Raw genomic sequence first — 13,351 nt, forward strand, 5'->3', positions numbered from 1 at the left:
CAGGAAAGCCCACAGGTGTTCACGGTCTTCTTCCCGCCTTGGGCAGTGGCTGGAGCCGCCGCAGGCAGGCGCTGCGGGTCGTCTCGAACTCCTCCCACCACCGGTCCGGGTCGTGCGTGATGTACTGCCAGGGGGCCGGGGTTGCGAAGTCGCCGATGGCCTGGAACACGGCAGCCGCCTCGTTCAGGAAGCCGCCTGCCGTCAGCGCATGGGCCAGATGGTTCAAGTCGGTAGCGGAACCGGCCGCCGGGTCGCAATGGCAGAACCAGTCCTCGAAAGCCTTGGCGATGACCGGAGTGATGGAATCATTGACCCACCACAGGCTCAGCATGGCGTCACCTCTGCTCCGCCGAGCCCGGTACTCCTCCATATGGGCGTAGAGAGGCAGGAGAAGCAACGGCGAGCCGAGCGGCGCCTTGGAGACCGACCAGCGGGCGAAGTCCATCGCAACCGCCCCCTGGCTGAGATACGCCGATTTCGGGCCTGCCTGGAGCACCCGGAGCATGCGGTGCCATGCCTCGCGACTGAACGCATCCCGCCGGTGTGCGGCTTCCAGCAGTCCCCACGGCCCATGCGGGAGCAGGACATCCGGCGGCGGCGGGGCCACACGATGCTCCGGAAAGCGTCCGGTCCGGTCCGTTTCTGCCAGGGCCAGTAAGCAGATCGGGGCCACCGGGTCCCCGGGGTGCAGATCGCCCGCCCTGCGGCATGCCTGCCGCGCCCTGTCCGCCAGCTCATCCAGCTGATGTGCCCGCCGTGGATCTGCCGTCGACCGTCTGCTGCGGTGGGCGTCCAGTGCCCGCTCGGTAGTCACCCGGGCATGCATCACCTGGGCAGCGACACTCTGCGGCTCTTCCTTCAGCCACAGCTCGACCACGTTGCGCCGGGCAGCTGCCACGCCCAGCACCTGCGTGCGAGTGGTCCACTCCCGCCAGGTTCGCGTCTGAGCCAGTACCTGTCGCATCTGCATCCAGTGCCCGGCCTTCACGTCCTGCACTGCTGCGTAGAGAGCGGTATCACGGCCGGCCGGGTGGTAGCTCACCACCAGCGGAGACCCCCCGTCGGTAACGGAGCGGGTTGGACGGCTGGCACCCGGGCGCGGAGTGGCACGACCCGCCGGCCATCGGAGCGTGGTGAGGGGAGGAAACAACCAGCAGCCGAGGCGGGGTTCGTAGCCGACTGCGGACCAGCGCCACGCTGGTCTGTCGCAGGCGCCGGGCGCCCAAATCTGTGACGTCCCGCATCGAGACTGGCAAAGACCCCAGGGGACGGGACGGATAAGCACAACGCTACGGCGTTCCGGGACTGAGACCGACCGCCTGGAAAGGGCATCAGTGCTCCAATGCGACCATGAGCAAGGCATCAGGGACGGGAACAGGGAGACGGGTGCCGCGACGCGGATGCCTCCTGACAGCCGCTGACGACGTGGGGCACCGTAGCAGTGCAGCATGCACGCATTGAAGTGAATCACCGTGCGTTTCAGCGTAGTTGGGGTTGTCCTCCTGGCCGTATCTGCCGTTCGGTTCCGCGGCGGGGCTGTACTGCCGCACGGCACGGTCAAGCCCACGCCCGCGCTCTCGGTCGCATCGGCGGATGCCCCACCGTTACCACCGCGCTCGTTGACCAGCTCGACCACCTGAGCATCTTCCGCAAGCAGCGGGAGCTCTTCGACTACCTGCACGACTGCGCCGACCAATTCGCTGTGCGCTCCCGCATTCGCTTCCGGCACGAGCTGACCGAGGCGCGCTGGGACGACCTGGGCAAGCGCTGGCGGATCTCGACCACGGGCAGGGACTACGCCGTCCGGGTGCTGATCACCGGCACCGGATGCCTCAGCGAGACCGCAAGGTCAACAGCGCCCTGTATGTGGGGCCGGGAGATCCGTGCCTTCGTCATGGCGCGTCATGCCGACCTGCAAGCGCCTGCTCTTCTCGGACACGTACTACCCGGCGATCCAGCAACTCAACGCCGAGGGGAGGACGAGGAACGACGCGCCGTGGGCGCGTGGGTCGCCACAGCGGCCGCGGCCTCCTGCGCGGGGCCGCTGCTCGGTGGCCTGCTCACCAGCACACTGGGGTGGCGCGCGATCTTCGGCGCCCTCGCTGTGCTGGCTGCCGTGACGGCAGGCTGCGCCCTCAATCTGCTCCCCCGTCGGTTACCGCGGTACGGCCGGCCGGAACGGCGGCTCGACGGGGTGGGCATCGCCCTATGCACCGCGGCGGCCACGACGGCACTGATCGCCCTGACCGCCCCCGCGACGGGCGCAGCAGCGGTGTCCGTCATCCTGCTCGCCGTACTCTGGCACCGCTGCCGGCACCACGCCGATTCGGTCCTCGACAGCGGGCTGATCAGGAACCCCTCGGCCCGCAGCGCGCTGTTCGTCCTGCTGGTGCTCTTCTGCGCGAACTCGATGTTCACGTTCCTCACGTACTTCGCGCTGACCCGCGCGCATGGGCTGAGCCCGTTGGAGGCGCCGCTGGTCGGCCTGCCGGCCGTGACGCCGGCGGTGTTCACGGGTCGCTGGGCGGGCCGCCGCTGATGCGCGCCGGCCTGCTCTGCGTCGCCGCTGGACTGCTCACAAGCGGTCTCGGCCGGTCCCAGGCCGCGCCGCTCTGGCGCCGCGTTGGCGTCTCCTGCGCCATGGTCGGCTGCGGTCTGGGACCGGCCGACGGCTCGGCCGTGGCCACGTCACCCCCGACCGCTCCCGCCACGCGGCTTCGCCGGCCACCGCGACGGCCACCACATTCGCCATGCTGGGCGGCGCCACGAGTCCGGCCCTGGTTCCTGCCGTTCAGCGGTCGGGAGTCGTGGGCGGGGGTCGGGGCGCCATGACAAGCACCGCGACGGAGACCGGCGGCCGTACATGGCGACCGGTTCTGCCATCGGCCCACGTACCGGGGGGAACGGAACACGGCACTGACCGCCCGCGAACTCGGCCCCGGGGAGTCGGCGCGTCGGTGGAGTGCAGCCCTTCCGGGTCGCTGTCGCGGCCATGCGGCGGCAGGTATCGGTTGCTGCCGGTCAGGTGGAACGGATGTAACGGATACCCGAACCGAGGTCGGCGTTGTCCGACAGCGGGGCGAGATGGAGGGGGGTCTGGGAGAGGGTGACACTACTGGGGATCAGGCACAGCGGGTCGTTGTAGCCGATGACGACGGTGCGGTCGGTGCGGTTCTTCACCGAGCGGGCGGTCATCAACCGTGCGGGATCGCCGGCGGAGGGCTTGACGATGCGGGTGCATTCCACGAGGGCCGACTTGTAGACGGTCTTCCGGCCGCGGAAGCCGCGTTCGGACCAGAAGCAGATGTTGCCCGCGGTGCATTCGTCGGGCCCGACCAGGCGTCCGGTCCGGTGTCCACCGGTGCCGTGGTCGCCGTCGCCGTGGCGGGATCCGTCGTCGGCGCCGGCCGGGAGGGCCAGACCGAGCACGGCGGTCGAGGCGAGGACCAGCCCGAAGGCAGGCCTGGTGATGCGCTTGAACATGGTTCTCCCTTGTTCTCCGTTTGAGGGTGCCTGCTGAGGCGCGGCCTCACCGCCAGGCGACCTCAGCGCCAGCGGTCGTACGCTCAACTGCTGAGATGAATGCCGGTTGCTCCGAAGCGACGTAAACCGCCCCTCCGGAACGAGGCAGCGGCCGGCCCCTTGACGGGACGGAGGGAGAGGTCGTCGAGGGATCGCGCGGAACCTCCGCCAGCACATGCCCTGTCCCGCCAGGGGTCGTGCGGGTGTCGTCCTTGGAGCTCGCGCACACAGGCGTGCCCTCATGAGCAGCGCGGTTCGGCCGCTGCCCATGAGGACACGCCTCTGTGCGTTCGGGTGGGCTCGGGCGTAATGATGTGGGTATGTCACGTACTTTTGACGAGCTTGTCACCGAAGCCGAGTCGGCCTCCGTGGAAGGCTGGGATTTCTCCTGGCTGGACGGCCGGGCGACGGAGGAACGCCCGTCGTGGGGCTATCAGCAGGCGATGAGCCGGCGGCTCGCCGTGGTGTCGGCGGCGCTCGATGTCCAGACCGGTGGCGGTGAGGTCCTGGCCGGGGCGGAGAAGCTGCCGCCCACGATGGTCGCGACGGAGTCGTGGCCGCCGAACGTGGCCAAGGCGACCAGGCTGCTGCACCCGCGCGGGGCGGTGGTCGTCGCCGACCCGGACGAGCCGCCGCTGCCGTTCGCCGATGAGGCATTCGACCTGGTGACCAGCCGGCATCCCGCGACGGTGTGGTGGTCCGAGATCGCGCGAGTGCTGCGACCGGGTGGGACGTACTTCGCCCAGCACGTCGGGCCGGCCAGCGTGTGGGAGCTGGTGGAGTACTTCCTGGGGCCGCAGCCCGCGGCGCGCCGGAAGCGGCACCCTGACGACGAGACCGCGGCGGCGAAGGCCGCGGGCCTGGACATCGTCGACGTGCGCACGGAACGGCTGAGGATGGAGTTCTTCGACGTCGGCGCCGTGATCTACTTCCTCCGCAAGGTGATCTGGACGGTGCCCGGATTCACCGTCGAGCAGTACCGCAGCCGCCTGCGCGAGCTGCACGAGAAGATCGAGGCCGAGGGCCCCTTCGTCGCCCACTCCTCCAGGACCCTCATCGAGGCGCGCAAGCCCGAGCGTGTGTAAGAGCCCGCGGAGACAGGTGTGTCGTCATGGACGGCGGTTCGGCCGGTTGCCCCAGCGGTGGGTGGCCTGGACCGGCGCCTTGGTCCCCCGAGGCGGTCGGCATGACGGCGCCGGGCGCCACGGCGCTGTAGCCATGCCGACAGGGGTCTCCGAGGGAGATCGAGCAGGGAGGAATTTCCGAGAAGCCGCCCTGGCACGCCCGACCTGCGGCAGGGTGTAGGAGCAGTTGTCACCGACGATGGGCCGGTGGGAGTTCGCGGCGGCGAGGCCGGATGGCGCCAGGCAGGCCGTCTCGGGCGTGGGTCCGTGCGCTCGCGCCAGTGTCCGGGGAGGCTGGGTGGGTGAGCGTCCACAGTCAGCATCCAGTGAGTGCCGATGAGGCGTACGGGGGCGCCACTGCACCGCGTCGGCCAGTCCCGCCCTCGCCCCGGCGCGGTTCGGTCGACCTCGCGCTGATGAGCTTCCGGCGATTGCACGGTCCACCCATCCACGAAGGGAGTACACCATGCGAAAGATCATCATTTGTACGTTCCTGACGCTCGACGGCGTCATGCAGGCGCCGGGCGGTCCGGACGAGGACGCCGAGAGCGGCTTCGCACACGGCGGCTGGCAGAAGCCCGTGGCCGATGACGAGGTCGGCACGGCCATCGCCGGTTGGTACGAGCGCTCCGACGCCATGCTGCTCGGCCGCAAGACGTACCAGATCTTCGCGTCGTACTGGCCGACCGCCGATCCCGACAACCCGTTCACCGATCGGATGAACCGCATGCACAAGTACGTGGCGTCCCGGACCCTGACGTCCGTCGAGTGGCAGAACTCCACCCTGCTGGAGGGCGACGTCGTCGACGCCGTACGCCAGCTCAAGGCGTCCGACGGCGGCGACATCAACGTCGTCGGCAGCGGCAACCTCGCCCAGACCCTCATGCAGCACAGCCTCGTCGACGAGTACCGGCTCACCATCCACCCGGTTATCATCGGCACCGGCAAGCGGCTGTTCGCCGACGGAGCAATCCCCACTGCGCTGGAACCGGTCAGCGTCTCAACGACGAAGGGCGGGACCGTCATCGGCATCTACCGGCCAAACGGTCAGCCCAGCTACGACAGCTACTGACGTCACGCGCCGCGGTAGCCGGGACCAGCTTCCGGATCTCGCATCCCATCGGTTCCTTCCCAGCGCCCGGCCGGCGCGACGTCGGCGACGACGGCCTGGTCCTGCGCGCCGGACGCGTCGCGGCCGGCGGGGCAGAACCGGCGAGGCAGAGGTCCCGCTTCCACCGCGGGGGACACGGTGGGCCGGCGAACATCTCCGGCACCGCAGCCGTGTCCTTCCTGCCCTGACCGTGGTTCTGGTCCGCGCCCCTCACCTCGCTGCGAGAGCCACTGTCAGTCCGTTCAACCGCAGTCGCGTCCCGCCGCGAAGGTGTTTCAGGTCGTCGCCGCCGTCGCCCGTCGGGGCGACGAACGCGGCCTGCTCCGTCCAGGTCACTATGGTTCCGGTTTCCTCCGCCCCTGCCCGCAGCTCGACGGTGACGAGCGACGTCCAGCGCAGCACGCCGTCCACGTGCGACTCGTAGACGTAGACGATGCGCCGGCCGGGAACGATGTCGAGGTACCGGGACCAGTACGCGAGCTGCTGCGGCTCCATGTCGAGGACCGCAAAGGTGCTGGAGGCGGTCTCGCCGCCGCCGACACGGAAGTCGTGTTCGTAGGTCGCCCCGCTGCCCGGAAGCTTGAACCACCGCCGTCGCACGCCGGAGTCGGAGAACGCGCGGAACACGTCGCCAGGGGCTGCGGGCACGTGCAGATCGAGGGTGAATGTGTCGTGGAGGACCGGCCCGCCACCGTCCTGCTCTGCTGCGTTCCCTGCTTCACGAGCTCGGTACTCGACCATCGATGTCTCTCCTGTCTGCTGCTGACCTGATGGTTCAGCTCGCTGGTACGGCGAAAGATTCCCAGACGTTGCGGGGGGAGCGGTTCGGCGGTTGTCCGGTACTCCGCCTGGTGAGGCGCTCGCCGCCGTGTGCCGGGAGCCGGCGCCCTCCCTAGAAGGGCTGCTCCGTCAGGCGGGGGCTATCGGGACAGTCATTGAGCGTGTCGGGGGCGGCGAAGCGGTTCCGGCAGCGCCGGCTACATGCCGCTTCCCGCCTCGGCGAGGCACGCCTGGCCACGGTCGTGCTCCCCGAGGTCGCACAGGGCGTGGCCAAGGGCGGTCAATGCGTTCGCGCGGCGGTGTTCCAGGCCGACCTCCTCGGCGATGACCAGCGCCTGTTCGGCCGCCTCCACTGCATGGGCGGGGCGTCCGGCGGCGCGGCAGGACTCGGCCAGGCCCACCAGGACACCCGGCATACGGTCCCAGGACTCCAGCGCCCGCAGGGCGGCGAGGCATTCCCGGTAGCCCTCGCACGCCGCCTCGAACATCCCCAGTCCGTGGAGTGCCGTCGCCCGGGCGTAGGTCATGTGGATGCGGCCGACCCGGTCCCCGAGGTCTTCGAAGGTCGCCAGGCTCCGTTCGGCCCGGCTCAGCGCGGGCTCCAGTCGTCCGAGCGCGACATCGACCAGCGCCGACATGCTCTCGACGAACGCGTGCGAGGACCGGTTGCCCTCTTGGGCGGCCAGGGTGACGGCCTCGTCGCACCAGGCCACGGCTTCCTCGTCGTCGCAGTGACGGATGCTGGTCAGGGCGAGGGCCGTGAGAGCGGGCGCCAGCAGAGCCGTCTGTCCCGTCTGCCGGCACAGCGTGATCACCCGGTCCGCCTCGTGCCGGGCCTGGCGGGTCCGCAGCATCTCCCGCAGCGCCCACAGCAGGGTGTAACGGGCACGCGCCTCGCTGTGGGGCAGGCCCGCCGCGCGCGTGGCCTCGGCGACCCGGCCGGCCAGTTCGCACAACTCCGGCACGGCCATGCCGAGGTCGATCAGCTGGATGAGCACCAGCGTCAGATCGGCCACGACCGCCAGCGGTCCGCCGGGTTCCCGGCAGACCTGCCCGGCCACCGCCAGCACGGCCGGGATCTCCTGCCGGGCCCAGCGCAGGCCCGCCACCGGTCCGTCGAATCCCGCCCGGGCGCCCACGGGTGCCACCAGATCCGGGAAGGGGTAGCCGGGCCGGACCACCCGGTACAGGCCGGCCACGGTTGCCAGGTAGTGCCGTGTCAGCCGTTCCATGGCGGCCTTCTCGGCGGCGGGCCCCTCCTCCTGCCGGACCAGCTGGCGAGCGAACAGCCGCAGCAGGTCGTGGTACTCGTAGCGGCCGGGGTGCGGGCAGGACAACAGTCCCAGGTCGGTCAGTGACTCGGCCAGCCGTTCGGCCTCCTGTTCCGGCAGTTCCAGCAGCGCCGCGGCGGCCGCCGACGACACCCCTGGTCCGTCGGGCAGGGCCAGCATCCGGAACGCGCGGGCAGCCTCGGCACTGAGTTGGTCGTAACTGAGCCGGAACGACGCGGCGACGGCGAGCTCGCCGGTTGTCAGCTCGGCGAGACGGCGACGTTCACAGGCCAGCCGGTCGACCATGTGGGACAACCGCCAGGCCGGGCGGGTGGCCAGGCGGGACGCCGCGGTCCGCACTGCCAGCGGGAGGAACCCGCAGGCCCGCGCCAGCTGCCGGGCCGCCTCGGGCTCGGCAGCCACGCGCGGCCCCCCGGCAATGGTGGCGACCAGCCGCACTGCTTCCTCGCACGCCAGTGGCTCCAGACCCACCCGCCGCGACATCGGCGTCTCCGCCAGCCACGTCCGGCTGGTCACCACCACCGCGCACGACCGGGTGCCGGGCAGCAGCGGCGTGACCTGAGCGGTATCGCGGGCGTCGTCCAGCAGCACCAGAATCCTGCGTCCGACCAGCCGCGAACGAAACAGAGCCGCTCGTTCCGTGGTCCCCTGGGGGATTGCCGCGTCAGCCACGCCGAGCGCGCCGAGGAAAGCAGCCAGAACCTCGGCCGGGTCGGCCGGAAGGCTTCCTGCCCCCCGCAGGTTGGCGTACAGCTGGCCGTCGGGGAAGTGGTCACGGACGCTGTGGGCGACGTGCACGGCGAGCGTGCTCTTGCCCACCCCGCCCATCCCGGACACGCCCACCAGTGGCATTGCCGGGCCATGGGAGGTCAGGACGGCCCGCAGGTCCCGTACGAGCTCCTCGCGACCGGTGAAGTCGGCGATGTCGGCGGGCAGCTGTGCCGGAGGGGAAAGAGTGGAACCTGACTTCTGGGCCGTCGTGTCGAAGGGTGCCGCCGGTCCGGCCGGTGGAGCGGCCAGAGCCGGTTCGGCCCGTAATATCGCCTGGTGAAGTTCGCGCAGGCCCGGGCCCGGCTCGACCCCCAGCTCCTCGCCCAGCGTGCGACGGGCGTCGGCGAACACCCCCAGCGCCTCGGCCTGCCGTCCGCTGCGGTACAGCGCCAGCATCAGCAGTTCCCTCATCGGCTCCACGAGCGGGTGCTGATCGACCCACATGGTCAGCTCCCCGATGACACCGGCGTGCCGCCCCGCCCCCAGCTCCGCCTCGGCCCATGCCTGGACGGCGATCAGCCGTCGTTCGGTGAGCCGGGCACGCTGTGCCTGTGCGTAGGGCCCCGGAAGACCCGCCAGCGGGTCGCCCTTCCACAGCTCGCATGCTTCCCGCAGCAGCCCGGCAGCCGCGGCCATGTCCCCCTCGGCCCGGGCCCGCCCGGCCGCCGCGGTCCGTTCCTCCAGCACCTCGACGTCCAGGCATCCCGCAGACAGCTGCAGGACATAGCCGTTGTCCGCCATGGGCAGGACCCTTGGGCGCGTCCGGTCGGTCTCCAGCACGCGCCGCAGCCGCGAGGCATACGTGCGCAGGACCGTCACAGCGCGGGCCGGAGGGTCCTCCCACAGGCCGCCGAGGAGCACGTCGATGGAGACGGTGCGGCGTGCGTGCATGGCCAGTATCGCCAGCATCGCCCGCTGCTGGGGTGGCCCGAGGTCCAGTTCCCTCTCGCCGCTCCAGGCGCGCACGGGACCCAGAACGCACAACCGCAGCTGCCTCGCGTCGCCCACGGCTGACGCACCGAAAGAGTCGTTCATGCCGTTCATGTCGTTCATATCGTTCATACGGTCATCGTCATCCGTGGTCTTTACTCTCCAGCCTCAACTGCCGTGCTACGGCACCGGCCCGGCCGTTCGGGGGGACCTTCCCGCGCATCCACCCGTGCAACCAGCCTCCATAGAGTCTCGTCCTCCGTACCGGAGGCCACAGGGGTCTCCCGCACACAAGGGGGATCGGCATGGAGAGACGGAGTCTGTTACGGGCGGCGGTCGCCGGTGTGGTGGGGGTGCCGGCGGGGGCCCGGCTGCTGAGCGGCACGGCGAGTGCCGCGCCGGCCGGCCCCGCGTCGTACCGCGTCCTGGTGACCCGGGTGGACGGTGGCAACGACCGGGTCATGGAGTTCGACCGGAACGCCCCGTCCTTCACCGCCCCGTACGTGCAGTGGGAGCTGCGGCCGGGCTGGGGCGACGTCCTGGAGGCCCGCTGCCGCACCAGCGCCCACGACGGTGACGTCGTGCTCGTCACCGCGGGCGACAGCCCCTCGAAGGGCAGGGCCGGCATCTACCGCAAGAAGGACAAGAAGCTCCTCTGGTCGGTGCCCGTGGGGAACTATCCCCACAGCATCGAGCTGATACGGGAGAACGGTGCGGTCGTCGTCGCAGGCGCCGGCACCAAGCGTCCGCGGCCCGACGCGCCGCGGCCCCACGGCAGCATCCACCTGTACACCACGAGGAACGGGCGCATCGGCACCCTCAGCCACGTCACGTCGTACCCGCTCACCGAGGCGCACGGCGTGCTGTGGGACCCGGCCTACAAGCTGCTGTGGGCCATCGGGCGTACCGAGATCCGCCGCTACCGGCTCGTCGGCAGCGGCGCGGGGGTGCGGCTGCGCGAGGTCGGCGCGGACCACCGCATCACCATCGGCGGCAACGGCCACGATCTGCAGCCCGACTACACCGACAAGCACCGGCTGCTGCTCACCGACAGCCGGCACGTGTACGAGATGGACAAGCGGACCCTGAAGCCGACCCCGCTCCCCGGGCCGCTCGGCAACAGGAAGCACGTGAAGTCCATCGTCCGCCACCACTCGGGCGAGTACATGTGGGCCGGTGTACCGGACGGCAGCGACAGCCACTTCGGCGGCCCGGACATCCATTTCCTCCCTCCCGCCGCCCACCGCACCTGCGGCAAGGGCACCGTGACCTACAAGGCACGCATCGCGACCACCGCTTACCAGTGACTCTGCGGATGTGGGACGTCGGCGGTGCCTGGGCGCGGGGGTGTTCACCGCCCTGGTGATCCAGGCCGACGCGGACGAGGACGTCAGGTGGGCCGTATCCGTGGACTCCGTCATCGTGGGTACTCACCAGCAGGCGGGCTGAAGCGAGGGGCGCCGGGACCGGAAGGCGCCCTGGAAGCCCGACGCCGGCGCCCGTACTGTCTGCGGCCATGACAAGAGCAGTGCGTGGGAGAGCGACGTGACCCCTACCGCGCCGGCCCGGCCCGGCGCCGCTCGTGGCGGCATGGTCCGCGTCGTCGCTGCGAGCCTGGTCGGCACGACCGTCGAGTGGTACGACTTCTTCCTCTACGCGTCGGCCGCCGCTCTGGTGTTCAACACCCGGTTCTTCCCGGCGGGCGACCCGCTCGCCGGCACGCTGATGGCCTTCGTCACCTATGCGATCGGGTTCGCGGCCAGACCGTTGGGCGGCATTGTCCTCGGGCACTTCGGTGACCGTGCGGGGCGCAAGAAGCTACTGGTGGTCAGCCTGCTCACGATGGGTGGCGCCACCTTCGCCATGGGCCTCCTGCCCACGTACACCACCATCGGTGTCGCCGCCCCCGTTCTGCTGACCCTGCTGCGCCTCGTCCAGGGCTTCGCCCTGGGCGGTGAGTGGGGTGGAGCCGTGCTCCTGGCCTGTGAACACGGCGGCAGCGGGCGTCGCAGGTTCTGGGCCGCCTGGCCGCAGGCGGGCGGTCCTGCCGGCAACCTCCTGTCCACCGCCGTCCTGGCCCTGCTCGCGGCTCTCCAGCCGGAGCAGGATTTCCGTTCCTGGGGCTGGCGCATTCCTTTCCTGTTGTCCGGGCTGCTCGTGCTGCTCGGCCTGTGGATCCGCACCACCGTCCCGGAATCTCCGGTCTTCCTCCAGGCCCGTGCCGAGCCCCCGCCCCGGCTCCCTGCCGTCGAGGTGGTCCGAGGAAGACGCCGGGAAGTGCTCGTGGCGATGGGCGTCCGGTTCGGCGAGAACGTCTCGTACTACGTCCTCACCTCGTTCCTCCTCGTATACGTCACTACGCACCTGGAGCTTCCCCGGAGCACGGCCCTCAACACCGTTCTCATCGGCTCCGTCGTCCATTTCGCCACGATCCCGGTGTGGGGCGCACTCTCCGACAGGGCCGGGCGCAGGCCGGTGACGCTGATCGGGTCGGTGGGGATGGGCATCTGGGTCTTTGCCTTCTTCGCCCTGCTCGACTCCCGCTCGTTCCCCGTGATCACCGTCTCGCTGACCGTGGGGCTGTTGCTGCACGGCGCCATGTGCGGCCCCCAGGCCGCCTTTCTCTCCGAGATGTTCGACACGAGGGTCCGTTACACGGGTGCCTCCATGGGGTTCCAGCTGTCCTCCGTGTTCGCCGGCGCCCTGGCGCCCATCGTTGCTGTCGGGCTCCTCAGAGCCAGCGGCTCCGCTACCCCGGTTGCTGTGTATGTGTGCCTGGCCGCGGTGGTCACCGCGGTCACGGTCGCCCTTGCCCCGGAGACCCGTGGCCGCGACCTGACGCGGAGGGAGGAGGCACTCGGCCGCTCAGCCGGCGTCGGCGCAACGGGACCACGACGCGTACAGCCGTGATCCGTCATACGGTTGCCGCGCTGCGGAAAATGCCGGATTACCGGAAGGATGTGATGTGGAAAGCCCCGAACCCGCCCTCGCCGTCCCGGGTCTGCACGTGGTGATGAACCGTGCATGCTGCACTGTTACCTGTACGCGGTGCTGAGCTGCAATGTGTGCCGGGGAATCGAACCCCTGCGTTGCTCCTCACGCGCCACGAGTGGACCGGAAACCGCCGGCCCTCGGTTGTGCACGCCCCCTGAACGGCTACCTGCTCCACATCGTCTCCACTTTGCCGGACCGGTGCTCAGTCCAGCAGATCGGCCTCCCAGTTCGTGCGCTGAATCCGCATGTCGATCTCCCGGATGTCGCGTGCGAGCACATCCGCCTGCTCGCGGAGTTCCGCCACCGGGAGTGCGGACAGCGTCACCAGCTCGGACCGGAGCTGCCGGCCGTAGCCCCGCTCCCCCGTACCCGCTGCCGCATCCGCGGCCGCCGTGACCAGCGCGTGGCGCAGTCGCAGGACGTCCCGCCGGGCGAGGGCGTCGGTGAGGGTGCCGTCCTGGCCCATGTCCGTCGCCGCGTTGGTGCGGTTGATGCGGCGGATCAGCGTCTCCAGGCTGTCCAGCACGTCACCGGCCTCGGCCAGCAGCTGGGCCGCGTCCTCGGCGGGCGACTCGCCCTCCTGGTACCGCGCGCTGCTGACGATGCGCGCCCGCAGCTGTTCCACGCGGCGCGTTGCTTCCCCTCGTTCTGCCAGTGCCTCGGCGAGTTTCACTGTTTCCCTGTCCCGTCCGGTTCCGTCCCGTTCCGTTTTCCTTCGTGAATCGTGTCCGATTGTATGAACGACACGGTCTTGGCGGCTCTTTATTTATTGGGCCGTCCGTCTCCCCGCGTGTGCGGGGGTGGTCCTGGTGCTGCGCGGAAACTCC

The 13,351-nt window shown here is 70.3% G+C and carries 11 protein-coding genes; 6 read left to right on the plus strand and 5 right to left on the minus strand.

Features of this window, described 5'->3' with window-relative positions:
- Positions 1-19: 19 nt before the first annotated feature.
- The gene (locus IE305_RS19520; RefSeq protein ID WP_190130952.1) at positions 20-1,045 is read right to left on the minus strand and encodes a hypothetical protein; all 1,026 of its coding nucleotides are present in this window, start codon (positions 1,043-1,045) and stop codon (positions 20-22) included.
- Between the two features lie 657 nt (positions 1,046-1,702).
- Here IE305_RS19520 and IE305_RS19525 point away from each other — a divergent pair.
- A complete protein-coding gene (locus IE305_RS19525; protein ID WP_190130953.1) occupies positions 1,703-2,539 on the plus strand; it encodes an MFS transporter in 837 nt (278 codons plus the stop codon).
- Between the two features lie 482 nt (positions 2,540-3,021).
- Here IE305_RS19525 and IE305_RS19530 read toward each other — a convergent pair whose 3' ends face one another.
- On the minus strand, positions 3,022-3,483 hold the full coding sequence (locus IE305_RS19530) for a peptidase inhibitor family I36 protein (RefSeq protein WP_190130954.1): 462 nt from the start codon (positions 3,481-3,483) through the stop codon (positions 3,022-3,024).
- Positions 3,484-3,842: 359 nt separating this feature from the next.
- On the opposite strand from IE305_RS19530, the gene IE305_RS19535 reads away from it, so the two are divergent.
- Both IE305_RS19535 and IE305_RS19540 read left to right on the plus strand, forming a co-directional pair.
- On the plus strand, positions 3,843-4,607 hold the full coding sequence (locus tag IE305_RS19535) for a class I SAM-dependent methyltransferase (RefSeq protein WP_190130955.1): 765 nt from the start codon (positions 3,843-3,845) through the stop codon (positions 4,605-4,607).
- 505 nt (positions 4,608-5,112) lie between these two features.
- Positions 5,113-5,718 (plus strand): dihydrofolate reductase family protein, encoded by a 606-nt coding sequence (locus IE305_RS19540; protein ID WP_190130956.1) that lies wholly within the window; start codon positions 5,113-5,115, stop codon positions 5,716-5,718.
- Between the two features lie 249 nt (positions 5,719-5,967).
- Here the strand turns inward: IE305_RS19540 and IE305_RS19545 are convergent, their stop codons facing one another.
- Both IE305_RS19545 and IE305_RS19550 read right to left on the minus strand, forming a co-directional pair.
- Complete coding sequence (locus tag IE305_RS19545; RefSeq protein ID WP_229891218.1) at positions 5,968-6,405, minus strand: SRPBCC domain-containing protein; 438 nt, start codon at positions 6,403-6,405, stop codon at positions 5,968-5,970.
- 329 nt (positions 6,406-6,734) lie between these two features.
- A complete protein-coding gene (locus tag IE305_RS19550; RefSeq protein ID WP_190130958.1) occupies positions 6,735-9,662 on the minus strand; it encodes an AfsR/SARP family transcriptional regulator in 2,928 nt (975 codons plus the stop codon).
- Between the two features lie 173 nt (positions 9,663-9,835).
- Here IE305_RS19550 and IE305_RS19555 point away from each other — a divergent pair, with 173 nt between their 5' ends.
- The 3 genes from IE305_RS19555 to IE305_RS19560 all read left to right on the plus strand — a co-directional run bounded on the left by IE305_RS19555 (position 9,836) and on the right by IE305_RS19560 (position 12,440).
- Entirely contained in the window at positions 9,836-10,837 is a 1,002-nt protein-coding gene (locus tag IE305_RS19555; protein WP_190130959.1) for a DUF6528 family protein, read from the plus strand.
- A gap of 10 nt (positions 10,838-10,847) precedes the next feature.
- The gene (locus IE305_RS33540) at positions 10,848-10,979 is read left to right on the plus strand and encodes a hypothetical protein (protein WP_268255943.1); all 132 of its coding nucleotides are present in this window, start codon (positions 10,848-10,850) and stop codon (positions 10,977-10,979) included.
- Between the two features lie 141 nt (positions 10,980-11,120).
- Complete coding sequence (locus IE305_RS19560) at positions 11,121-12,440, plus strand: MFS transporter (protein WP_190131169.1); 1,320 nt, start codon at positions 11,121-11,123, stop codon at positions 12,438-12,440.
- Positions 12,441-12,726: 286 nt separating this feature from the next.
- On the opposite strand, the gene IE305_RS19565 is transcribed toward IE305_RS19560, so the two are convergent.
- Positions 12,727-13,197 carry a DIP1984 family protein gene (locus tag IE305_RS19565; RefSeq protein ID WP_190130960.1) on the minus strand — a complete coding sequence of 157 codons (471 nt, stop codon included), beginning with the start codon at positions 13,195-13,197 and terminating at the stop codon, positions 12,727-12,729.
- Positions 13,198-13,351 lie beyond the last annotated feature (154 nt).

Source organism: Streptomyces mashuensis (assembly GCF_014654785.1).
GTDB lineage: Bacteria > Actinomycetota > Actinomycetes > Streptomycetales > Streptomycetaceae > Streptomyces > Streptomyces mashuensis.

Coding starts and splice junctions, on each gene's coding strand:
- IE305_RS19560 (WP_190131169.1), top strand. CDS start 11,121: ATGGTCCGCGTCGTCGCTGCGAGCCTGGTCGGCACGACCGTCGAGTGG.
- IE305_RS19540 (WP_190130956.1), top strand. CDS start 5,113: ATGCGAAAGATCATCATTTGTACGTTCCTGACGCTCGACGGCGTCATG.
- IE305_RS19530 (WP_190130954.1), bottom strand. CDS start 3,483: ATGTTCAAGCGCATCACCAGGCCTGCCTTCGGGCTGGTCCTCGCCTCG.
- IE305_RS19555 (WP_190130959.1), top strand. CDS start 9,836: ATGGAGAGACGGAGTCTGTTACGGGCGGCGGTCGCCGGTGTGGTGGGG.
- IE305_RS19535 (WP_190130955.1), top strand. CDS start 3,843: ATGTCACGTACTTTTGACGAGCTTGTCACCGAAGCCGAGTCGGCCTCC.
- IE305_RS19550 (WP_190130958.1), bottom strand. CDS start 9,662: ATGAACGATATGAACGACATGAACGGCATGAACGACTCTTTCGGTGCG.